The following is a 23,335-nucleotide window of genomic DNA, read 5'->3' as shown; positions in this document are numbered from 1 at the left end:
TTTTGTCCAATTTTATTATAATATACATTGCAAGATATGTAAATAATGTATAAAAAAGCGGAACTCGAATGTATGTTGTTAAATAAAGTCATATTTTAACGCTAAAAATGAGTGTAAATATGTCAGTTATGGTTAAAAGAGGAGAAAATCAAGTAGTTAAATTATACAAAATATTTATTATGTTCCAATAATTATTATAGTTGATTAATATAGAGAATCAAGAGGAAAAAAATTACATCAAACGTAGTCTGTTTTACTATTGTGAAATAAATAATATAAGTAAAATGAGGTGATGATTTTAGAACAGCGTACGTGATAATCTTAAATTAAAAGAGGAATTTATTTATGAATAGGGTCAAAGTATTAAATTTAAACAAACAGTATGGTTTTGAGCGAAATAAGGAAATCCTTTGTAAAACAAAAGGGAGAATAAATAATGAAAAAAGTAATATAGAGATAAAATATATTAACATGCTTAATAAATATGATGTACTTACCAAGCTTCCAAATAGCATGTATTTTTTTGAGAAGCTTAATTTAGCGTTAGAGAAGAATAAAATCAACCACAAAAAAGGAGCAGTTATCTACATTGATATTGATAATTGTAAAGTTATTAACGACAATTGGGGGTACAATGTAGGTGACGCAATCTTAAAGCTATTTTCTGAATTACTTTATAATTGCATTGGAAAAGAATCGGATTTAGCAAGACTAAATGGTGATGAGTTCGCGATTATAGTTTATGAATACAATTCAGAAGTAGAAATAGAGAACTTATGCCGAAGAATTTATAGAGAGTTAAAGAAGCCATTCAAAATACTCAATGAAAAAATACAGATTACTGTAAGTATGGGAATAGCAATATTTCCTAATAATAGTTTGAATGCTGATGAACTGCTAAAATTCTGCGATTTTGCAATGTACAAGTCCAAAAATATGGGAAAGTCTACGTATACTTTTTTTAGTAATGAAACATTAGATAGTTATTATAGAGAAGTATTAATAAAGAATGAATTAGAAAATGCAATTAATAAAGGAGAATTAGATATTTTTTACCAACCACAAATTAACATAGTAAGCAATGAGATCATAGGGATAGAAGCACTCTTAAGGTGGAATAATAAAAAACTTGGATCTGTTTCACCAGCAGAGTTTATCCCTATTGCTGAAGAGACCGGATACATAATTAAAATTGGTGATTGGGTAATAGATAAAGCATTGGAACAAGCATCTAAATGGAGAGAGAAAGGTTATAAATTTAATAATATTTCCGTTAATATATCGCCAATTCAAATGAGAGAAATAGATTTTAAAGATACTTTACTAAACTATTGTTTTAAACATAATATTCATCCTAACTTATTTGAAATAGAGATAACAGAAGGAACTTTGATAGATGTCTGCAAAGAAAGAGTACAGGTCTTAGATGAACTTATGAATAGTGGGGTTAATATAGCAATTGACGATTTTGGAACAGGATACTCTTCACTAAGTTACTTAGTTGATATTCCAATTAACACACTAAAAATAGATAAAACATTTATTGACAATATTGAGAACTATAAAAATAAAGTTTTGATAAAAAATATTGTTAACTTATCTAAAGATTTAAAGTATAAGATAATTACTGAAGGTGTGGAAACACGAGAGCAGATGAAGTTATTATTTGAGTTAGGATGCAACATATTTCAAGGGTTTTATTTTAGTAAACCACTTCCCTGGCAGCAAATGGAGGATTTATTGAAAAACCACAATAACTATATAAAGCGATATAGATAACAATTTCAACTAAAGGAGGAAATATTAGATGAACTTATTTAACAAAGTTAAAACTAAACTAGTTTTATCATTTCTAGTAGTAGCTGTGATTATTGGGATAGTGGGTTTAGTTGGAGGAATTTCATTAGGAAAGGTACATAATAATGCTGAAAGTATGTATAGTGATAACTTACAAAGTATTAGACAAAACTTATCTATAAAATCAAATATGTCTGAAATTAAGTCACAAATATTAACTATAATGTATGGAAAGGATAAGAATATAGTATCAGAAGCAGAAAAAAAAATTGCTAAAATGGTAGAGGACGATAATAAATATATCGCTGAGTATGAAAATTTGGCTACTACAGAGGATGAAAAAAAGGTTTTTACAGAATTCAGAAATAATGTGACAAAATATAGAGATGTAAGGCAAAAAATAATAAATGCAGCTAAGTCCAACGATTTTAATGAGGCACAAAACCAATTTGCAAAATTTCAACCAATAGAAAATGAGATGATGAACAGCCTTGATAAAATTATAGAAGCAAATTTTAATTTAGCAGATGAAGCTAATAATAATATTGACTCAATATATGAAAATTCAAGCACAACTATCCTAATATTAACCATATTAGGATTCATAATTGCAATGATGCTTGGTGTGTATATGTCAAGGCATATAAATGCACCTCTTAATAAGATAAAGGAATATGCAGAAAGACTAGCTAAATATGATTTTTCAACCTCAATCATTATTACAAGGAAAGATGAATTCGGACAAACTGGTGTATCTCTAAATAAAGCACAAGAAAATGTAAATATATTAGTTAAAGAAATAATGGGGAATTCACAGGATATAAGTGCATCAAGTGAAGAGCTATCAGCTACAGCAGAAGAACTGGCGTCTAAAGCCGTAAGCATAGATGATGCTATAAACCAAATTGCAGCAGGTATGCAGGAATCAAGCGCGGCATCAGAAGAAATGAGTGCATCAGTAGAAGAAATTAATGCAAGTATTATTGAGCTTTCAGAAAGAGCTATGGAAGGCAGCGGTAGTGCAAATAAATCTAAGGAAAGAGCTACGCAGGTTCAGTTAAAGAGCAAGAATGCACTAGAACAGACAAAAGAGCTATACTCTGAAAAAGAAAATAAGATGATGCAAGTTATTGAAAATGGAAAAGTTGTAGAAAGCATTAAAATTATGGCAGATACTATAGGTGGAATAGCTGAACAAACAAATTTATTAGCCTTAAACGCGGCTATTGAAGCTGCAAGAGCAGGAGAACAAGGTAAAGGCTTTGCGGTAGTTGCTGAAGAAGTAAGAAAACTAGCAGAACAGTCATCTCAGGCGGTAACTGCTATTCAAGAAACAATCGTAAAAGTTAGAGAGACGTTCAATAATAGTATTGATACTGGAAATGATATCTTAAGATTTATAAATAATGAAGTTAACGAGCAATTTAATGCTTATAGAGAGACTGGAAGCCAATACTATAATGATTCAAACTTTGTGAGCACTATGTCTGAAGAGATTGCATCTATGTCAGAAGAAATAACAGCGACTGTGGGGCAAGTTAGTGAAGTTGTACAAGAAGTTGCTACCGCAGCACAAAAATCTAACGAGCAAGCAGATAAAATAAAGGAAAGTATGGATGAAGCTACTATGGCAATAGGACAGGTAGCAGAGACAGCTCATAGCCAGGCTGAACTCGCGCAAAGACTTAATGAAATGGTACAAAAATTTAAAATATAAAGAATAAATTAAGAATAATGGTTAGAGATTTATATAGAGTTACTGAAGAAAGTATGAGCTTCTTAGCTTATGCTTTCTTCTAGGTTTTTAGAATATTTTAATAATTAATTGCTGGATAAAGAGAGGTTATTGGGATGTTTAATTTTAAGGAATTGATAAATATTGCTTCTATAAGAAAAATTGCTGAAAATATTTACGCAGTTGCAGGAATTCCAATAGGTATAATTGGGATAGATGGAAATATTGAAGTTGCAGTAGGATGGCAGGATATATGCACTAAATATCATATGGCACATAAAATAACTTGTAAAAATTGTGCTATTAGTAACGACTATATTAGATCACACATTAATAAAAATGATCATATAGCTTATAAATGTTTGAATAATATGTGGGATATAGCAATACCTATTATTTTATCAGATGTACATATAGCAACACTTTTCTTTGGACAATTTTTTTACGATGATGAAGTTATAAATAAAGAATATTTTCGCAAACAAGCACAAAAATACGGATTTAACGAAGAAGAATACCTAGATGCACTGAGTAGAGTTCCAACTTTTTCAAGAGAAAAAGTTGAACATATAATTGAGTATTATAAAGGACTTATTATGACTATGGTTGAAAGTGGGATGAGGCAACTAGAGTACGAAAATTCTCAAAAAAAGCTTCAAAAGAGTAAGAAATATTTAGATACAATATTTAATTTAGTTAATGATGCAATATATATTGGTGATTTAAATGGAAATATATTAGATGTAAATGAAACTGCCGTATCTATGTCTAGCTACAGCAAAGAAGAATTGCTAAATATAAATGTGGGACAAATTATTTGTTTTCAAGAGTCATGTAATTATGCTAATGTAAGTGAGATAGTTGCTGAGGTTAAGAAATTAGATAAATTGATTTTAGAAGTAATTTGTAGAAGAAAAGATGGCAGCAAATTGTGGGTAGAAGCAAGCGTTAGAGTAATAAATATAGATGGAGATGAGAGGATTTTAGGAACTGTTCGCAATATTACAGAAAGAAAGCAAGCAGAATTGACATTAAAAAATGAAGCTATAGAGCTTGAGAGAATAAGAACAGAATTTTTTGCGAATATTTCTCATGAATTAAAAACACCATTAAATCTCTTGCTTTGTACAACAAAAGTTATTAATATGAATGTACAAGAAAAAGTGATCAATAAGGAGAAAATAACCAATAATCTTAATATTCAAACTCAAAATTGTTATAGATTAATAAGATTAATTAATAATCTTATTGATTTTACGAAGTTGGATTCAGGGTTTCTTGAGATTAATATGGTAAATTGCAATATTATAAATGTAATAGAAGAAATAGTTCTATCTGTAGCAGAATATACGGAGTGTAATAACATAAATATCACATTTGATACTAATATAGAGGAAAAGGTAATAGCCTGTGATTTAGATAAAGTTGAAAGGATAATGCTTAATATTCTATCAAATGCTACAAAATTTACAGAACCTGGTGGGAGTATATTTGTACGCATAAAGGATGGTAAAGAATATATAACAATCTCAGTTGAAGATACTGGAATAGGTATACCACAAGATAAGGTAGACATAATATTTGACAGGTTTAGGCAGGTAGATAAATCATTTACAAGAAATCAGGAGGGAAGTGGAATAGGATTATCTCTTGCAAAATCATTATTAGAGATGCAAGGGGGGAGCATTTCGGCCGAAAGTAAGTACGGGATTGGAACTAAATTTATTTTGAAATTTCCAGTTAATGTTGTAGATAGTAGTAATAGTAGAGAAAATTTAAAATTAATTGATAATAATTTAAGTAATTATATTGAAAAGATAAGAATTGAATTTTCAGATATATATGCAAATTAGAAGAGAAAATAATACTGTTTGATTTTTTTGTTAGATTTCACTACAAATACATAAAATTATAGTTTAAAAGCTGTGGGGTTAGTACCATAGCTTTTTTTATTTATGCATTAGCGTTTAGAAAACCACCTGCTAAGCGCAAGATCATAAATTTAAAGAGATTCGGGGCGTTGTTCTCTTTGTACAAAAAATGTTTAATCCTTAATATATAAAGAGAATTTTAAAATAAGTAGTGTAAATACTTTGCACTAACATAATAAGTTAGGAGGTAATGATATGAGTAATGTAAAATTTATGGTACCTGAAATGTTTGCAGGAATACTTTTGCTATCAGTACTAGGAGTAGTTCTTAATTACTTTTGGTGTGGATTCAAAGGAGAGTAACTTATTGGAAAGGTGATGTTGACAATGCCATCAATGGTTTATTAACAAAGTATATGAAGAACAAGGCAAATAACTTGTAAGAAATAAACTTTTTCATAAATTAGCGAAGATGTTATTATAATTATAGTATATAAAGCATAATAAAAAGTAAGACCATGTAAGACTAGATTTACTAGTGTATATGGTCTTACTTTTTGTAAACACAATGCAACTATGCTTCAATTATAATATAGGTTTTATTAAATTAATTAGGTCAATATATGACATTATTTATATTTAACTATGTGAAAATATATATGTTAGTGTATATGAATTGACATTATGCACTGACCATCATAGAATTATATCATAGCAAACAGATATGAATAATGGATTATACTATTGCCTATTAATAATTAATTTTAAAGTTAATAAATAACGTTTAGAAATATCAGTAGGTTGACCAGAAAGGCTGGAGACTAATTATAAGATAAATAATAAATGCAATTCCGAAGATTTGCATAATAAGAATATTTTGTAATTAGTCTTTTTATTATCTCAAAATGAAAGGAAGATTTAAAATGAAAAAACTATTTACATCAGAATCGGTAACAGAAGGGCATCCAGATAAAATATGCGATCAAGTATCAGATGCTATTTTAGATGCTATTTTATCAGAAGATTCAGAAGGAAGAGTAGCTTGCGAAACATCAACTGGGACAGGCTTCATACATGTGTTTGGGGAAATTTCAACAAAAAGTTATGTAGATATTCCAAAGATAGTAAGAGAGACAATTAAGGAAATAGGATATACAAGTGGAGAATATGGATTTGATTATAAAACTTGTGCAGTTCAAACATCAATAGATGAACAATCAAGTGATATAGCAGTTGGAGTTGATACTGCAAAGGAAGTTAGAGATGGAGAAGATGATACTCTTTCATTAACAGGAGCCGGAGACCAAGGAATGATGTTTGGTTTTGCAACTAATGAAACAGATGAATACTTACCACTTCCAATAACACTCGCACAAAAGCTTGCAAGAAGACTTGCAGAAGTTAGAAAAAATGGTGAATTAGAATATTTAAGACCAGATGGTAAAACACAAGTAACTATAGAATATGAAGATGATAAGCCAGTAAGAGTTGATACGATTGTTATTTCGACACAACATGCACCAGAAGCTACTAATGATCAAATACACAATGACTTAATAGAAAAAGTAGTTAAAGCAGTTGTTCCATCAGAACTATTAGATGAAAATACAAAGTATTTTATTAATCCGACGGGAAGATTTGTTATAGGTGGACCACAAGGGGATGCTGGATTAACTGGTAGGAAGATAATTGTTGATACCTACGGTGGGTATTCAAGACACGGTGGAGGAGCTTTCTCAGGAAAAGATCCAACAAAGGTAGATAGATCAGGAGCTTATGTTTCAAGGTGGATTGCTAAAAATTTAGTTGCAGCAGGAGTTGCCAATAAGTTAGAAATACAAATTTCTTATGCAATTGGAGTTGCAAAGCCAGTATCAATAACTGTAGACACATTTGGAACCGGTAAGATTGACGAAGAAAAGATAGCAGAAATTATAGATAAAGAATTTGATTTAAGACCAGCTGCAATAATTAAGACATTAGATTTAAAGAGACCAATATATAAGCAAACAGCTGCTTATGGACATTTTGGAAGAACAGATCTTGATTTACCTTGGGAAAAATTGAATAAGGTTGATGATATAAAAAAGTATTTATAATTAAAAACTGACTAGATAGCTAGAGGTTTTAAGAAATAAAAAATTATTTCTTAAAGCCTTTTATATTAAGAAAAAGTATTAATAAAAAAGAGGAGGAATTATAATGCCAAATAAAAATAAGGAAATAAGTGAATATTTAGAAAGCAGTAAAACAGCTGTATTAGCAACAGTAGATTCTAATAATAATCCAAATATAAGAACAATTGGAGGCTTTGGTGTAAATGATATTACAATTTATTTTTCAACAGCTAAGAAAAGTAATAAAGTAGAAGAAATTGAAGGCAATAACAATGTGTCACTTTTATTTGAACATGAGAACCAAGAAAGATCTAAATTTGTAAATATTGAAGTAAAAGGAATAGCAGAAGAAGTTAAAGGTGAAGATCAATTTGATGAAGGACTTAAATATATTGCAAAGAGAAGACCTCAATTAAAGTTAGAAGGAGATACTCATAATATTTACAGAGTAGTACCTAAAGAGATAAAAGTTTTAGATTTTTCTAAAGAAAAACCAGAAGAAAGAATACAAAAGATTGAATTTTAGATTATACAAGGAGGTGTTAGTAATGAAAAAAAGACTACTTGGTGTTATTGCTATATTAGGAATATTTACATTGAATATTATAGCATGTGGAAGTAATAAAAAAGCAGAAGTAAAGGAAAAAAGTAGTGTTAATACGGTAAAATTTGGGTTCGTTGATGCTACTGGCACAGGGCAAATAACCGGTACTTTAGGTATTGCAAAAGATAAAGGTTATATTGATGAGGAGTTAAGTAAAATAAATGTAAAAGCAGAATTTGTTCCTATGACAGGTGCAGGACCAGCAATAAATGAATCACTAGCGGGTGGAAACTTAGATGTCGCAAATTTAGGAGATGTGCCAGCTGTTATTGGGAAAGCCGCAGGCATAGATACAGAACTAATAGCTACATCAGGACTTCGTAATGCTGCATCACTTATAGTCCCTAAAAATTCTAATATTAATTCAGTTAAAGATGTGAAAGGTAAGAAAATCGCAACTCAAAAGGGAGCATATATGCACGAGGTATTGCTAAATATATTGCAAAATGATGGACTTACAATAAATGATATTCAGTTTGTGAACATGAATTCTCAAAATTCAGCAGATGCATTAACGTCAGGAAATGTTGATGGAATTGTTATTGGTGGAGTATCTTTAGGAAAATTAGTGTTAAGTGGTTATGCTAAAGAAATAGTAGATTACAGACAAAATCCTCAATGGAATACTTCTTCTTATTATGTTGCAAGAACAGAATTTGCAAAGCAGAATCCAGAAATAATTAAAGCCATATTAAAAGGGTTAGTAAGAGCGAAGAAACTTTCTGAAGAAGATGAGCAAGCAAATTTGCAACAATGGGTTAAAGCTGGAAATTCAGAAGAAACTTATAAGTATTTGTATCCTAAAAATGATTATGTAGATGACATCACTATAAGTGATGAAGTTATTAATAGTGGAAAGTCTACTGTAGAGTTTTTAAAGAAAAATGATTTGATTAAGAATGATATAGATATAAATAAATGGATTAATACTAGTTATTATGATGCAGTAAAAAATAATTAATTATAAATTTAAATAATTTTTTAGATAATGAAGGAGGAAAAAATAAATGAGTAATATTAAAGAAATTCTTTATAAAGAATTAGAGCTTAAGGCAAAAGTAAATGTAGAAGGTGTTAATGCAAATCCAGCTATTTTTAAACATCTTGATTTAGGAGGGGAATATCAAGAGCAGATTCATTCACTTTTTGAAATGGATCATCATGATCATGTTGGAATTAGTTTTCCATGCGGATTTACATCACCAAATGGGTTGAGATATAACTTTAATTGGGATGTTAATTCTAGACTTTCAATTAAATATCATGATGACAAATATTATCTAGCAGAAAATGATAAGGAATTATTCCCAATAGAATTTGATAAAAGGCCTAATTACTATAAATTAAATACTTCTGATGGAACAGAGATGTCGCATGTTGCAAGCTTTACTCCAGGGGGAACTGTAGGTGTGGCTTATAGTAATGAATGTTCACTCAAGGAAAAGGGATTAGATTGCCTATTTTGTAATGCAAATGCAACAAAAGATACCTATGCAGAAAAAGAAAATATAAAATGGAAAAATCCGAAGCAAATAGGAGAAACAGTAGCAGCTGCATATAAGTATGATGGTGGGAAGCATGTTAATATTACAGGTGGATTTATACCTGAGAGAAGAGAAGTTGAATATTATATTGATGTCGCAGAAGCAATTCAAGAACATACAGGATTAGTAGATTTTAATGGTACAGCTGTAATAGGAGCTCCAGATGATTTTAGTGTTATAGATAAATATAAAGAAGCTGGGTATAGAACTATAGCTATCCAATTAGAAATATGGGATAAAAATATTTTTAAAACAATTTGTCCTGGTAAGGAAAAAGAATGCGGTGGATGGCAACATTGGGTAGACTTACTAGAATATGCAGTAAAAGTTTTTGGTTTTGGTAGGGTTAGAACAGGTTTTGTAACGGGAATAGAGCCAAAAGAAAAAACTCTTGAAGGAGTAGAATATTTGGCATCAAAAGGAATTATAAGTTTAACAAATCCTTGGAATCCAAATCCAGGATCTAAATTAGAAGGGCATAGAACACCAACTCCAGAATGGCATCTAGATATGGCTAAAAAAACTTATGCAATATTAAAGAAAGCTGGATTTACTTATGAGCAGTACTTTGATGCTTCACCTTCGCCTGATTTTTTTGTTCATGACATATATAGAATAGAAGAAGAGCGTCTGCCTATATTCAAGAAAAAGAATGATTAGAGAAATATTTTGTGATGATGTGAAAGCAAGAAAGTTATCAATAGATAAGAAATATATATTATTTGGATTTGTAACAATAAATATTTTAACAGGAATGTGCTGTGGGATAATTTCTATGGTATTACCTCTTTTTGCAATAAGTATGGGCGCAAGTACTAGTCAGGTTGGAATTATTAAAGGAATGTCAGGTATAGGTGCTTTGATAATGGTATTACCTTCAGGACTTTTAGTAGATAATTATGGCGCTAAGAGGTTATATGTTTTTGGAAGTATATTTAGTACTCTGACAACATTTATGTTAGCATTATCAACATCGCCAGAGGTAATAATTATTGCTATGGCACTTCAAGGATTCTCAAACTCTTTAAGATTTACATCACTAAATGCAGCATTTTTTAATAAATTAAATGAAATAGGTATTGAAAAATCAGGATGGTATAGGGGTGCAATGTCAATAGGTTTGACGTTTATTGGTCCTTTAGCAGGAGGATATTTAATAAGCATATTTAGTTACATCAACGTATTTAATATAACTGCAATATTAACTTTATTACCTATGATCCCATTATTGTTTTTTATATTTATGGAAAATAATAATGAAAAGAGTGTAAAAATTAAATTTAATATTGTAGAGCAGTTAAAGGAATTTAAGGAACTGTTAAAAGATAGTATTTTGAGGCAAACTGTAATAATTGAGGGTGTAAGTACTGCATGTTTCTCATCATTTGCAACTTTTATAGTTGTATATTTGGTTAATATATTAAATGTAAAAATTCAATATGCTTCATGGTTTTTGATAACAGAAGGAATTGCTTATGTAATAGTAGTATTTCTTGGTGGAGGATTATTATATAGATATAGTAGGAAGAATCTATATTTAACCAGTATTACTATAATGATGTTGGGATTATTAATAATAGCTGTTTACAAAAGTGTTTGGATAATAATATTTGGAACAAGCATACTTGGAGCAGGAACCGGATTATTAAATATAATAACCTATTCTAGCCTAGGGAGTGTTAAAGGTAAAAAGGGGAAAGTGTCAAGTGCGTTATCAGCTTGCACTGGAATGGGGTCAACCTTTGGTCCAATGTTTGGTGGATTTATAGGAGAGATTTTTAGTTATAGTGCAATATTTTTAGGGTATATACCAATACTTCTTATAGTTGGGATATATATATATATTAATATGGATAATAGAGTGTCTGACAATAAGTAAGTTGGTTTATTTATAAAATATTTGTTAGAACCAGCCATGTAATTATATCACAGATAATATTATTTTGAAGGAGGAGGTATCTATTGGAGATGACAAGAGTTTCACAATCGGCAAGGGCACTTTATAAAGAGTTTACCATGTTGGCAATTCCACTTGTGCTTACACGAGTAGTGGATACTTCTGTCAATCTCATCGCTGGTATCTTGGTGGGACAGCTTGGCGAAAAAGCAATTGCTGCGGTAACTTTATGCAACAACTTTTACTTTATGTTCTGTTTGCTTACATTTGGGATTTGCAATGGAACGGCGATTTTTACTGCACAGTATTGGGGAAAAAAGGATTTTAACGGTATCAGGCGAATGCTTTGTCTCAATATTCTTATTGGAGGCTGCATTGGAGTAATTTTTGCTGTTTTTTGTTTACTGTTACCCAAAAGTGTTATGCTTATGTTCACTGATGATAGTGCTGTTATCGATTTGGGGGTGCAGTATTTAAATGCCACGGCTATCAATTACATATTCTCAAGTGCAATATTTACATTTAGCAGCTTGCTCAAAAGTGTGGAACGGTCAAAATTCTCGCTTGTTGCATCCGTTGTATCTATTGGCATCAACATATTCCTTAATTTGGGTTTGATTTATGGTAAATTCGGTATGCCTGTGTTAGGTGTATATGGCTCAGGTATTGCAACAACAATTGCGCGAGGCATCGAGCTTTTACTACTGGTTATTCTCATGTTTGGAAGAATATCGTTTTTGCGTCATAGTTTTGAGGGGTATTTCAGCTGGGAAATTGGATTTATGAAGCATTATCTGAAAACTGTTCTTCCGGTGACTTTCAATCAAGGACTTTATGGTATTGGAACGATGCTGTATAGCACAATTTATGGGCGGATGGGCACATCAGCCGTTGCTGTGGTCAGCATCGTGTCTATAGTACAAAAATGTTCAAATGTATTTATGACGGGAGCTGCGGCATCAGCTAGCGTATTGACGGGTAGGGAAATCGGTGCAGGCAATATGGAGGGTACTTATCATAATTCCCGCAGACTGCACAGAATTGCACCGTTGGTAGGTATTCTTTGCAGTCTTATATTTTTGCTACTTACCCCTGTCATAATAAACTACTACAACGTTGATAATTACGTGAAGGTACAAGCATTCCATCTTACAATATTACTAGCAATATCAATCGTGTTTGAAGCGTGCAATCATATCGGCATCGTTGGAATATTAAACAGTGGTGGTGACACGCTCTACTGTTTTATGCTGGATACTATTGGTGTATGGTTAATTTCACTGCCGCTGCTTTTTATTTCTGGCATCATTTTGCATACAGGGATTGAGGTTGCTTTCGGGCTAACTCTTGTGGAGATAATTATAAAAAGCTTTTTTGTACGGTGGCGGATTAACAAATATGCATGGGCAAAAAATATTGTAAATAAAGTTCAGAAGGCATAAAGATATTATCAATAATATAAAATTTAAGATGAAGGAGAATTTATATGATAAAAATAGCATTAGTTGCCGCAATGGAACAAGAGATTATTCCATTATTCGAACAATTTGCTACGGACAGCGCATGGTATCAAAAAGATGAAAAAATATTTATAAATGATACATTGGGTATTTCTGTTTATGGAAGTGTCTTGGGAGTTGGAAAAGTAAACGCTGCATATCATACGGCTGAGATTTTGCTAGAATTTTCACCAAAGCTAGTTATTAATATTGGTTTTGCAGGTGGTATGCAGCATGGGGTATCAAGGGGAGATATCGTTATAGGAAACGACTATCGTCAAGTCGATTTTCAGGGATTTAATATGGGTAATGAAGCAGGTATAATACCAAAGTCAAAGCCATATGTTATTCCAGAAATTTTTATTAAGATACTTGTAGAAAAGAGTAAGGAATTGGGATATCCATGTCATGTTGGAAGGATTACTACAGGAGATTTTTTCCTGAGTGACAGTAAAAAAAAGCAGGAGATCAATGATAAATTTACACCTGTAGCTTTTGATATGGAGTCGGCAGCAGTAGCACATGTATGTGCTGAAAAGGGAGTTGCATTTGTTGCGGTGCGTACGCTTTCAGACCTTGCGGATGATCAAGCTGAGGCGACTATCAAGACTTCCAGTGATAATATTGAGCAGCGTCCAGTTAAGCTTGTGCTCAATACCCTAACTAGATCTTTAGCATCTATATGAGCAGGAGATACGTAAAAAAGTGTCATAAAATAAAAAACAAGACCATATACACCTATATTTTATTAGAGTATATGGTCCTACTTTTTATTGACACAATGCAATCAAGTCTCAATTAGAAAATTGGATTTTAATAAATATACATTGCTCACCATAAAATAATATAATATGAAACAGATAAGATTAAGAGCATATTATGAAATTATTTATATTTAACCATGTGAAAATATAGGTGTTAACGTATTGTAATTGACATCATAAATTAGTAATTATATGATTAAATCACACTAAACATATATGAATAATAAAATATGTATTTTAACTACTATTTAATTAAATGTTAAGTTAATTTTTTATATAACATTCAAAATAAATCTATAGGAAATAGTCAAAATGATAATACCCCAAAATGGGGTGCTAATGAAATATATATAATACACAAAATTATATTCGAGAGGAAGATTATTATGGGAAAGATAGGAAAACATATAGCGATTTATGGAAAAGGTGGTATTGGTAAATCAACTACTACATCAAATATAAGTGCAGCACTTGCAGAAGCAGGATATAGAGTTATTCAAATAGGATGTGATCCAAAGAGTGATTCAACTAACACACTTAGAGGAAATAGTTATTTGCCAACAGTTTTAGATAGTATGAGAGAAGGTAAAAAAGTTCATTTATCAGATGTATCTGCAACTGGATTTGGAGGAGTGCTTTGTATTGAATCAGGTGGACCAGTGCCAGGAGTAGGATGTGCAGGAAGAGGTATAAATGCAGCAGTAAATTTACTTCAAGATTTAAATCTTTTTGAAGAATATAAACCAGATTATGTTTTATATGATGTTTTAGGAGACGTAGTTTGTGGAGGATTTGCAGTTCCTATAAGAGATGGAATTACAGACAGAGCTTATGTTGTAAGTTCTTCTGACTTTATGGCAATCTATGCAGCAAATAATTTATTTAAAGCAATTAATAAATATGCACCATCAGGAGGAGCGAAGCTTGGGGGAATAATTGCTAATGGATTAACAGCAGGATATTCACAAGCAATAGTTGATGATTTTACATCAAGAACAGGAACTAAGGCAGTTGGATATGTGCCACGTTCATTAGTAGTATCTCAAAGTGAATTATTTGGTAAAACAGTTATAGAAGCAAATCCAACATCTGGGCATGCAGATATATATAGAGAGTTAGCAAAATATATTGCTGAAAGTGAAGATTTAGTTGTACCAAATCCATTAGGAGTAAGTGAACTTAGAGATTGGGCAAGAGAATGGGGAGATAGAATATACGATACTGAAACAGGAGTTGTTCAAGAAAGTCTTGGAATATAGGAAGGAGAGTTTTAATGGGAGCATTTGATGGTATTAAACTTCAGGGGAGAGAAAAGAGATTAAGCACTTTAAGTGCATATTTAGGAACGGCACATAATTTAGCTACAGAAGATCAAGACAGACAAAATATAAGAACATATTCTGAAGCTACATTTGATGAAGTAATATATGCTTTAAAAGCAGTTGGAGATATAGAGGATTCTATCACAGTAGTTCACAGTCCTTTGGGCTGTGGAAATGCGAAACTTCGTTTTTGGGCAGATGGAAGTAAATCAAGTTGGTACACTACTAATTTAAATGAAAGAGACACTATTTTAGGTGGAGATGATAAATTAAGAGAAACAATTCTAGAGGCTTATAAAAAACATGAACCCAAAATAATATTTGTAGTAGCAACGCCAGTTGTAGCAATTAATAATGATGATATAAGCGCGGTAGTATCAGAATTAGAAGAAGAGCTAAATACTAAAATAGTTCCTATTTTTACAGATGGTTTCAAATCCAAAGCTGCAATAAATGGATATGATTTAGTACTTCATGCTATAGGAAGATATTTAGTTAAAGGCGATGCAGAGGAAGAAAAGAGTAATGTTTTAAATTTGATTTCTTTATCAGAAAATAATGAAGATATAAAAGAGATTCTTTTGTTACTTAACGAATTAGAAATAAAAACTAATATTATTCCGAAGTTTGGTACTTATGAAGATATAAAGAATTCTTCAAAGGCAAAAGTATCTATTGCATTAAATCATGATGAAGGGTTTTTCTTAGGAAGAGGATTAGAAGAAAGTTATAATGTTCCATATATAAAAACTAATGTTCCAATAGGAAGTAAAAACACAGCTGAGTGGCTTCAACTAGTAGCAGAAGTATTTAATGTACAAGATAAAGCTGAGAAAATAATAGAAAGAGAAAATTTTAAGAAAAGAAAATTAATTGACAAATCACCTCTTTCAGGATTAAAGATATATATTGATTTAAAAACTTCTAAAGCAACTAGTTTGGTATCTTTGATAAAAAATCTAGGTGGAGAAGTTATAGGGATTACAATAGATGAAGTGGACAAAGTTAATAAAAATAAATTGGAAGAATTAAAATACGATCTTCCAGTTCATGTAGGAAGTGGACAGATATTTGAAATTGCAAATATTTTAAATAAATTAAAGCCAGACATCTATATTGGAGAAGCAAAAAAGACAGCATGGGTATCAAAGCTTGGAATTATACCAATATCTATAGGAAATGTGGCTCTTTATGGTTTTGATGGAGGCAAAAAATTAGTCGATTTAATTAATAAATCTATAAAAAATAGAGAACTAATTGATAGTGTTGCTGCAAATAGTGATTTACAGTATAAAGATGCTTGGTTAAAAAAGAGTACGAATTGGTACATAAAACAGGAGGTGAAATAATATGGCACAAGGAGTAGAAAAATCTCGTAATAGTTGCGCGCTTCAAGGAGCTATTAGTACTATATCAGAAATAAACAGAGTAGTGCCAATAGTTCATTCAACAGCAGGTTGTACAATTCAACAAGCTATGGTAAATAGTGTAAGTGGTTATAATGGCTTTGATATTCCTTCAACTAATGTAGCAGAAAAACATGTTATTTTTGGTGGAGGATCAAGATTAAGAGAACAAATAAAGAATACAGTTAAGGTTGTAGATGGAGACTTATATGTAGCATTAAGTGGATGTGCTCCAGAACTTGTTGGAGATGATGTAATCACAATGACTAATGAGGCTCAGGAACAAGGTGAACCTGTTATATATTATAAGGCACCAGGATTTAAAGGAAGATTTCACTTAGGGTATGAAGGTGTTGTAAATGCAATAATAAATCAACTTTCAACAATAACAGCTGTAAATACATCAAAACAAAATGATTTAGTAAACATATTTGGAATAATTCCTAATCAAGATGTACATTGGAGAGGTAACTTAGAAGAATTAAGAAGAATACTTGAAGGAATCGGATTAAAAGTTAATACTCTATTTGGATTTGGACAAGGAATAGAAGCGTGGAAGGATATTCCTTCAGCAGCACTAAATATAGTATTTTCAAAATGGGGAGTTAGTATTGCGGAAAATTTAAAAAATAAATATGAAACTCCGTTTTTAAACTTAGAATCTATTCCAGTAGGAGCTAAAGATACAACTAGTTTTATTAAAAAAGTTACTAACCTTTTAGTAATTGATTCAGAAGAGATAGAAGAATATATTAATGAAGAAAAAGAGAAAGAAAATTATTATCTTAATAATTTATTAAATTTATATGTTGATTATAATTTTCAAAAGAACTTTGGAATAGTTGGAGATGAAAGCACTGTTAATGGCATAAGTAGCTTTTTATCTAAAACATTTGGATTAATTTCAAAAGTGAATATTTATACAGATCCAATACAAGAAGAAGATGAGGTTCTTGGAGAAAATGTATATCGTACAGATGATTTAAATGAAATTCAAGAAATATTAAAAGACAATAAAGTTGAATTAATTTTAGGAAGTTCATTAGAAAAGGAAGTTTCAGAAGAATTAAATATTCCGCTACAAGTTATTTCATTCCCAGAAGTGGATAAAGTTATTTTAAATAAAAGTTATTTAGGATTTAATGGGGGAATTAATATACTTGAAGACTTAAGTACAGTGCTCTTAAATTATGAAAGAAAACTACAACAAAAAATTAGTGATGATATAAAGTCATTATTAGCAAAATAAGAACTACTAGAAAACTAGAGGTTTTAGGAAACAATTTTTCTTGTTTCTTAAGACCTTATTTATAGCGTTGAAGATGGTGGATATTCCAGCCTTTGAACTAATAATATTTTAGATACAAAGGTAGATGAGATCATTTGTAACCCCATAAAGAAATAAATTCATCAGTTTAATTACAAGTCATTTTAGCCTGTTTTAAATATTAAAAATAAATTGGTGGCCTCAGAATCGAAACAACCACTCTGTTTTTAGTGCCTAAATATATGAAATTATTTAGATATAACCATGTCAAAATATAGGCATTACTATATTTTAATTGACACCAAACAGTTAATAACATATCATGATATCATAGTAAACAGGTAGGGATAATTGGTTATGATTTTATGCAGAAACTAATATGATGAAGCTCGTAATAATATATGTCTAGTTTTTGAGTGATTAAGGTTATAAATTGCCACATCAAGTAAAGTTATAACAATCAACAAATTAAGTGAGGGGGAGTGTAAGATGGAAAAGGTGCAAGAAGGATTAGAGGTAAGAATTAAAAGTGAAAAATCACAAAAAAAGAATATTATTAATATAGGTGGTGAAGGAATAATTAATTATATTAATATTTCAATTTTACCAATATTAATATTAATACTTTGGATTGTAGCCACAAATCTAGAATTATTCTCAGCAGCAATATTACCATCTATATCTACAGTGTTTGATTCTTTAAAAAGTCAATTAAATTCGGGTCAGCTTTGGAAAGATATAAGTATTAGTTTAGTAAGAGTTTTGGAGGGATATTTAATTGCTGCAACTTTAGGAATTACGCTTGGAGTTCTTATGGGTATTAGTGAAAGAATAAATAAATTCTTTTTCTTAACTTTTACGTCTATAAGACAAATACCAATGCTAGCTTGGATTCCATTAATAGTTTTATGGTTTGGAATAGGAGAAAGTTCTAAAATAATAGTAATAGTTATTGCAGCTTATTTTCCAATTTTATTAAATACTATGAATGGAATAAAAAGAACTGATGCAAAATTAATAGAAGTAGGTAATATGTATAAGTTAAGTAAATGGAAGCTATTCACTAAAATATATTTTCCATCAGCATTGCCTTCAATATTTGTTGGATTAAAGCTTGGTCTTGGTATATCATGGATGGCAGTTGTAGGTGCAGAAATAATAGCTTCAAGTTCTGGAATAGGATATAGAATGAATGATGCAAGAAGCTTGATGCAACCAGAAGTTGTGTTTGTTGGAATGTTTGCAATTGCACTTATTGGAATTATAATGGATCAGATTTTATCTAGAATTTCTAAAAAAATTACTCCATGGGAAAATAATAAATAAGGAGGTCTGGTAATATGGGAGAACAAAAATTAACAATTGAACATCTTAATAAGAACTTCGAAGTAGATGGAAAAAGTGTAAATATATTAAATGATATTAATTTAAATATAAATGAAGGAGAATTCGTAGCAATTGTAGGGCACAGTGGATGTGGAAAGAGCACTTTGCTTAAGATTATTGCAGGACTTCTGGATTATGAGGAAGGAAGCGTTATTTTAGATAATAAAAAAATTACTAAACCAGATATTGATAGAGGTATGGTATTTCAAGAGCACAGATTGTTTCCATGGCTTACAATTAAAGAAAATTTAGCTATAGGTTTAGACCAATTAGATAAAAAAGAGAAAGAAGAAATTATATCTGACCATTTAAAGCTAGTTGATTTAGAAGACTTTGGAAATGTATATCCTCATCAGTTATCAGGAGGAATGTCCCAAAGAGCAGCTATAGCAAGAGCACTTGTAAATGCACCTAAGGTATTACTTTTGGATGAACCTTTTGGAGCGCTTGACGCCCTTACTAAGATTACATTGCAGGATGAAATATTAAAAATATGGGAAAAAGAAAAGACAACAATGATTATGGTTACTCATGATATAGAAGAAGCTGTATATTTAGCAGATAGAATTGTGGTCATGTCAGCAAGACCAGGTAGAATTAAAGAAATAGTTAATGTTAATTTAGGAAGAAGCAGAGACAGAGGTAGTGTTGATTTTGCTAGAATAAAAAAGAGAATTTTAGTGCATTTCTTTGAAGATAAAAGTCTTACATTAGAGTACAATATTTAGATAATTTATCGGTATTAATTTTTGTTTGTTTTCCTAGTATTTCGATAATAGAACTGAATAAAATGAATTTATAAATTTGAATTGGAGGGATTTACTTATGAAAAAGAAATTATTGTCAATGTTTTTAGCAGCAACCACGGTGTTTATGTTAGTTGGATGCGGAAATAGTAAACAAGCAGAAAATACAAAGAGCACTGAAAAGGTGGAAAAGGTAGTCAGAATTGGTTTTCCAGGAACTCAAAATTTTATCGGTGGAGTAGCTGGTGTAGCACAAGAAAAGAAGTATATAGATGATGAACTTAGCAAGGCAGGTTATAAAGTTGAGTACAAACCTTTTGCGGCGGCGGGTCCAGCTGTAAATGAAGCATTGACAGCAAAAGAAGTTGATATTGCAATATATGCAGATTTTCCAGGAATTTTAAGTAAATCAAAGGGGGTAGAAACTTCGTTAATAGGGATAGCGGATAATTATATAACTTCTGCAATTATTGTAAAAGCGGATTCAACTATAAGCTCGGTTAAAGATTTAAAAGGTAAAAAAATAGGATTTGCTAAGGGAACTTATATGCAAAAATATTTATATCAGATATTAGATGCTAATGGTATTGCACAAAGTGATGTTGAATTGATTAACACTACTGATTTTGATTCGGCACTTTACGGAGGTGCTATAGATGCATTGGTTGTAACGGATACTCAAGAAGCAATACAAGTTTTAAGTAAAAAGACAGCTAGAACAATTGATACTTCGAAAAATCATCCTGATATTACTGCACAGTCAGTAGTAATAGGAAATAGCAAATTTTTAGCGGAAAATAAGGAGGCAGCAGTCGCATTATTTAAAGCATTAAAAGAAGCTAAAACTTTAATGAAAGAAAATACAGGTGAAGCATATGACGTTTTGACTAAATCAGGCTTAGATAAAGAAGCAACAAAATCACTTTATGGCAAAGACAATGGAAAATTTGATTATGTTTCATTAAAGGTAGATGATGCAGCTAAAAAGAAGATTAATGATAGTAAAAAGTTTATGTTAGATAATAATTTAATTTCAAAGGATTATGATACAGATAAATGGGTAGATAATTCATTTTATGAAGAAGCAAATAAATAAAAGACAAAACAGCTAAGTTTAAAAAGCGTTAATAAATAAAAATATGAAGATATTTTAAGGAGGAAATTATTATGGGACATCCAACTATTTATCCAACAGGAGCAACACTTTATAATCCAAAGAAGGCTTGGAGTGGTTATACTATTTTTCAAGTAAAAGGACTAGGTGCATTATTAATCAATATGAATGGAAAGGAAGTTAAGCTATGGAAAGGCCTTCAAGGCTTTCCTAATAAAATACTTCCGGGTGGTTATGTTTTAGGAAGTACTGGTGAAAGAAATCCTAAATATGGAATGCAGGATATGATTGATTTGGTGCAAGTAGATTGGGACGGAAACATCGTTTGGAAATTTGATCATAACGAATTTATATCTGATGATGGTGAAGAACCTCAATGGATGGCAAGACAACATCATGATTATCAAAGGGAAGGCAGTACTACAGGTTATTATACACCAGGCTCAGAACCATTAGTAGATAAGGGAAATACTTTCATACTTACCCATGAAAATGTTAAAAATTCTAAAATAACTGAAAAATTACTTTTAGATGATAAGATTGTTGAAGTTACCTGGGATGGAAAGATTGTTTGGGAGTGGAGACCTAATGAGCATTTTGATGAACTTGGCTTTGATGAAAGTGCTAAAAATATACTTTATAGAGATCCTAATATGAGACCAGCAGGGGGTGGAATGGGAGATTGGCTCCATATAAATTCTATGTCACTGCTTGGGCCTAATAAGTGGTACGAGAGTGGCGATGAGAGATTTAATCCAGAAAATATTATTTGGGACAGCCGCGAAGCAAATATTTTAGCGATTATAGAAAAGAAGAGTGGCAAAATTGTTTGGAAGGTTGGTCCGTATTATGATCAAAGTGAAGAACTCAAGAAGTTAGACTGGATAATTGGACAACATCATGTACATATGATTCCAAAAGGTTTGCCAGGAGAAGGTAATATATTAATTTTTGATAATGGTGGATGGGCAGGATATGGAAGTCCAAATCCAGTAGCTCCAACAGGAAGACAAAATGCTCATAGAGATTATTCAAGAATATTAGAAATTAATCCAATTACCCTAGAAATAGTATGGCAATATACTCCAAAGGAAGCTGGCCTTATTGAGCCATTAGATTCAAGCAGATTTTATAGTCCATTTGTAAGTAGTGCTCAAAGATTACCAAACGGAAATACTTTAATAACAGAAGGTTCAGATGGTCGAATATTTGAAGTGACAGTAGATCATGAAATAGTTTGGGAATATATAAATCCATATAAAGGTGAGACTGAGATACCAAGTATGAATATGGTTTATAGGGCTTATAGAGTTCCTTATGAATGGATACCACAATTGGAGAAGCAGACTGAAGTTGAAATACAAAAAATTGATGTAAAGAATTTTAGAGTTAATGGATCAGAACCTATAGGAGCAGTAGAGGAAACAGAGGTTAAAGGGGCAAAAGGATATAATCAAAATGATGCTTTTTGCGTTATTTCTAATAGAGAATCACAATAGGTAAGTAAAAATTTAATTAAATTAACTTTAAGTACAAACTTAATTTGCATTTAAAGTTAGTTTTTTCATTAAGTTATTAATATATAGGTCACAATTTGAAATGCACATTTGACAACTCACGTATATCATTTTTAGTCAGTTCTGCTTCTTTTAGTGGACCTGACTATACCAAGTTCTTTAGCAGTTTTCATACTGGTCTATAATTTCCTGTATCATCAATATTTGAACCATCAAACACATAATTAATACCATTATCTAAGGCAATGGTATTAATCTTTGTGTATAGTTCTTTTTTGCAATAATAGCATCTATTTTTAGGATTGGCAGCAAAACCTTCGATTTCTAATCCTTCTGAAGAAATTATTATATGTTTTATTTTTTACAGATGATATTTTAGTCTCAATAGAGGTTATAACTTATTCAATCTTTTCATATTTTTCTCTAATAGCTATAGCAAGCTGATCAGTACAAGATGTACCCTTACTATTACAATTGATTCCTTTGAAGTTTTCTTCAATTTCTTCAACTGTCATTCCTTCAACGATTTTGCAGATAGCTTTAAGATTACCATTGCAGCCGCCTCCAATAAAAGTAACATTGTGAACAACATTATTATCTAAATCAAAGGATATTATTTTAGGACAAATACCGTTTGTTATATATTGATTAGACATATTAAGCCCTCCTAGCTCGTATAATTTAACATGAATATTAATTTTTTATTGAAAATAAGGATGTCTTTAAAATGATTTTTAATCATTTTAAGG

General features: G+C 30.9%; 18 protein-coding genes and 1 pseudogene. 17 read left to right on the top strand and 2 right to left on the bottom strand.

All coding sequences use genetic code 11. The features are described 5' to 3' along the window. Positions 1-345: 345 nt before the first annotated feature. The 17 genes from D2A34_RS02820 (at position 346) to D2A34_RS02740 (ending at position 22,568) form a co-directional block, all read left to right on the top strand. Positions 346-1,779: a putative bifunctional diguanylate cyclase/phosphodiesterase gene (locus tag D2A34_RS02820; RefSeq protein WP_119365653.1), complete on the top strand. Its 1,434-nt coding sequence runs from the start codon at positions 346-348 to the stop codon at positions 1,777-1,779. A gap of 28 nt (positions 1,780-1,807) precedes the next feature. Continuing rightward, a complete protein-coding gene (locus tag D2A34_RS02815) occupies positions 1,808-3,514 on the top strand; it encodes a methyl-accepting chemotaxis protein (RefSeq protein WP_119365652.1) in 1,707 nt (568 codons plus the stop codon). A gap of 134 nt (positions 3,515-3,648) precedes the next feature. Then, positions 3,649-5,385 carry a PocR ligand-binding domain-containing protein gene (locus D2A34_RS02810; RefSeq protein ID WP_119365651.1) on the top strand — a complete coding sequence of 579 codons (1,737 nt, stop codon included), beginning with the start codon at positions 3,649-3,651 and terminating at the stop codon, positions 5,383-5,385. A gap of 941 nt (positions 5,386-6,326) precedes the next feature. Then, positions 6,327-7,502: a methionine adenosyltransferase gene (gene metK, locus D2A34_RS02805; RefSeq protein WP_119365650.1), complete on the top strand. Its 1,176-nt coding sequence runs from the start codon at positions 6,327-6,329 to the stop codon at positions 7,500-7,502. Positions 7,503-7,605: 103 nt separating this feature from the next. Further along, positions 7,606-8,046 carry a pyridoxamine 5'-phosphate oxidase family protein gene (locus tag D2A34_RS02800; RefSeq protein WP_119365649.1) on the top strand — a complete coding sequence of 147 codons (441 nt, stop codon included), beginning with the start codon at positions 7,606-7,608 and terminating at the stop codon, positions 8,044-8,046. A 22-nt stretch (positions 8,047-8,068) separates the two neighbouring features. After that, a complete protein-coding gene (locus tag D2A34_RS02795; RefSeq protein ID WP_119365648.1) occupies positions 8,069-9,085 on the top strand; it encodes an aliphatic sulfonate ABC transporter substrate-binding protein in 1,017 nt (338 codons plus the stop codon). Between the two features lie 46 nt (positions 9,086-9,131). Further along, positions 9,132-10,328, top strand: coding sequence for a radical SAM protein (locus D2A34_RS02790; protein WP_119365647.1), 1,197 nt, complete (start codon positions 9,132-9,134; stop codon positions 10,326-10,328). Beyond that, positions 10,321-11,547 carry an MFS transporter gene (locus tag D2A34_RS02785; protein ID WP_079440388.1) on the top strand — a complete coding sequence of 409 codons (1,227 nt, stop codon included), beginning with the start codon at positions 10,321-10,323 and terminating at the stop codon, positions 11,545-11,547. The genes D2A34_RS02790 and D2A34_RS02785 overlap by 8 nt, the downstream gene beginning before the upstream one ends. 89 nt (positions 11,548-11,636) lie before the next feature. Next, positions 11,637-13,007: an MATE family efflux transporter gene (locus D2A34_RS02780; protein ID WP_242966055.1), complete on the top strand. Its 1,371-nt coding sequence runs from the start codon at positions 11,637-11,639 to the stop codon at positions 13,005-13,007. 44 nt (positions 13,008-13,051) lie between these two features. After that, positions 13,052-13,750, top strand: a complete 699-nt coding sequence (mtnN, locus tag D2A34_RS02775; RefSeq protein WP_119365646.1) for a 5'-methylthioadenosine/S-adenosylhomocysteine nucleosidase — start codon at positions 13,052-13,054, stop codon at positions 13,748-13,750. Positions 13,751-14,214: 464 nt separating this feature from the next. Then, positions 14,215-15,087, top strand: coding sequence for a nucleotide-binding protein (locus tag D2A34_RS02770; protein WP_079440385.1), 873 nt, complete (start codon positions 14,215-14,217; stop codon positions 15,085-15,087). A 14-nt stretch (positions 15,088-15,101) separates the two neighbouring features. Next, positions 15,102-16,499 (top strand): nitrogenase component 1, encoded by a 1,398-nt coding sequence (locus D2A34_RS02765; protein ID WP_079440384.1) that lies wholly within the window; start codon positions 15,102-15,104, stop codon positions 16,497-16,499. 1 nt (position 16,500) lies between these two features. Next, complete coding sequence (locus D2A34_RS02760; RefSeq protein WP_079440383.1) at positions 16,501-17,805, top strand: nitrogenase component 1; 1,305 nt, start codon at positions 16,501-16,503, stop codon at positions 17,803-17,805. Between the two features lie 507 nt (positions 17,806-18,312). Further along, the gene (locus D2A34_RS02755; protein ID WP_079440382.1) at positions 18,313-19,149 is read left to right on the top strand and encodes an ABC transporter permease; all 837 of its coding nucleotides are present in this window, start codon (positions 18,313-18,315) and stop codon (positions 19,147-19,149) included. Between the two features lie 14 nt (positions 19,150-19,163). Beyond that, on the top strand, positions 19,164-19,937 hold the full coding sequence (locus D2A34_RS02750) for an ABC transporter ATP-binding protein (RefSeq protein WP_079440381.1): 774 nt from the start codon (positions 19,164-19,166) through the stop codon (positions 19,935-19,937). A gap of 97 nt (positions 19,938-20,034) precedes the next feature. Continuing rightward, positions 20,035-21,051: an ABC transporter substrate-binding protein gene (locus D2A34_RS02745; RefSeq protein WP_079440380.1), complete on the top strand. Its 1,017-nt coding sequence runs from the start codon at positions 20,035-20,037 to the stop codon at positions 21,049-21,051. 71 nt (positions 21,052-21,122) lie between these two features. Then, entirely contained in the window at positions 21,123-22,568 is a 1,446-nt protein-coding gene (locus D2A34_RS02740; protein WP_119365645.1) for an aryl-sulfate sulfotransferase, read from the top strand. A gap of 109 nt (positions 22,569-22,677) precedes the next feature. On the opposite strand, the pseudogene D2A34_RS27100 reads toward D2A34_RS02740, so the two are convergent. Further along, positions 22,678-22,944, bottom strand: a pseudogene (locus D2A34_RS27100) (ATP-dependent sacrificial sulfur transferase LarE); the annotation flags it as partial. Between the two features lie 40 nt (positions 22,945-22,984). Next, on the bottom strand, positions 22,985-23,242 hold the full coding sequence (locus D2A34_RS02730; RefSeq protein WP_079440378.1) for a TIGR03905 family TSCPD domain-containing protein: 258 nt from the start codon (positions 23,240-23,242) through the stop codon (positions 22,985-22,987). Between the last annotated feature and the right edge of the window lie 93 nt (positions 23,243-23,335).

The organism is Clostridium chromiireducens (assembly GCF_003575225.1).
GTDB lineage: Bacteria > Bacillota > Clostridia > Clostridiales > Clostridiaceae > Clostridium > Clostridium chromiireducens.
Note: the sequence above shows the minus strand (reverse complement) of the source record. Positions and strands in the feature narration are given on the sequence as shown.

Excerpts from the sequence above, each read along its gene's own strand:
- metK (WP_119365650.1), top strand. The coding sequence starts at position 6,327 with ATGAAAAAACTATTTACATCAGAATCGGTAACAGAAGGGCATCCAGAT.
- D2A34_RS02755 (WP_079440382.1), top strand. The coding sequence starts at position 18,313 with ATGGAAAAGGTGCAAGAAGGATTAGAGGTAAGAATTAAAAGTGAAAAA.
- D2A34_RS02785 (WP_079440388.1), top strand. The coding sequence starts at position 10,321 with ATGATTAGAGAAATATTTTGTGATGATGTGAAAGCAAGAAAGTTATCA.
- D2A34_RS02780 (WP_242966055.1), top strand. The coding sequence starts at position 11,637 with ATGACAAGAGTTTCACAATCGGCAAGGGCACTTTATAAAGAGTTTACC.
- D2A34_RS02795 (WP_119365648.1), top strand. The coding sequence starts at position 8,069 with ATGAAAAAAAGACTACTTGGTGTTATTGCTATATTAGGAATATTTACA.
- D2A34_RS02765 (WP_079440384.1), top strand. The coding sequence starts at position 15,102 with ATGGGAGCATTTGATGGTATTAAACTTCAGGGGAGAGAAAAGAGATTA.
- mtnN (WP_119365646.1), top strand. The coding sequence starts at position 13,052 with ATGATAAAAATAGCATTAGTTGCCGCAATGGAACAAGAGATTATTCCA.
- D2A34_RS02750 (WP_079440381.1), top strand. The coding sequence starts at position 19,164 with ATGGGAGAACAAAAATTAACAATTGAACATCTTAATAAGAACTTCGAA.
- D2A34_RS02760 (WP_079440383.1), top strand. The coding sequence starts at position 16,501 with ATGGCACAAGGAGTAGAAAAATCTCGTAATAGTTGCGCGCTTCAAGGA.
- D2A34_RS02730 (WP_079440378.1), bottom strand. The coding sequence starts at position 23,242 with ATGTCTAATCAATATATAACAAACGGTATTTGTCCTAAAATAATATCC.
- D2A34_RS02790 (WP_119365647.1), top strand. The coding sequence starts at position 9,132 with ATGAGTAATATTAAAGAAATTCTTTATAAAGAATTAGAGCTTAAGGCA.
- D2A34_RS02800 (WP_119365649.1), top strand. The coding sequence starts at position 7,606 with ATGCCAAATAAAAATAAGGAAATAAGTGAATATTTAGAAAGCAGTAAA.
- D2A34_RS02740 (WP_119365645.1), top strand. The coding sequence starts at position 21,123 with ATGGGACATCCAACTATTTATCCAACAGGAGCAACACTTTATAATCCA.
- D2A34_RS02820 (WP_119365653.1), top strand. The coding sequence starts at position 346 with ATGAATAGGGTCAAAGTATTAAATTTAAACAAACAGTATGGTTTTGAG.
- D2A34_RS02810 (WP_119365651.1), top strand. The coding sequence starts at position 3,649 with ATGTTTAATTTTAAGGAATTGATAAATATTGCTTCTATAAGAAAAATT.
- D2A34_RS02770 (WP_079440385.1), top strand. The coding sequence starts at position 14,215 with ATGGGAAAGATAGGAAAACATATAGCGATTTATGGAAAAGGTGGTATT.
- D2A34_RS02745 (WP_079440380.1), top strand. The coding sequence starts at position 20,035 with ATGAAAAAGAAATTATTGTCAATGTTTTTAGCAGCAACCACGGTGTTT.
- D2A34_RS02815 (WP_119365652.1), top strand. The coding sequence starts at position 1,808 with ATGAACTTATTTAACAAAGTTAAAACTAAACTAGTTTTATCATTTCTA.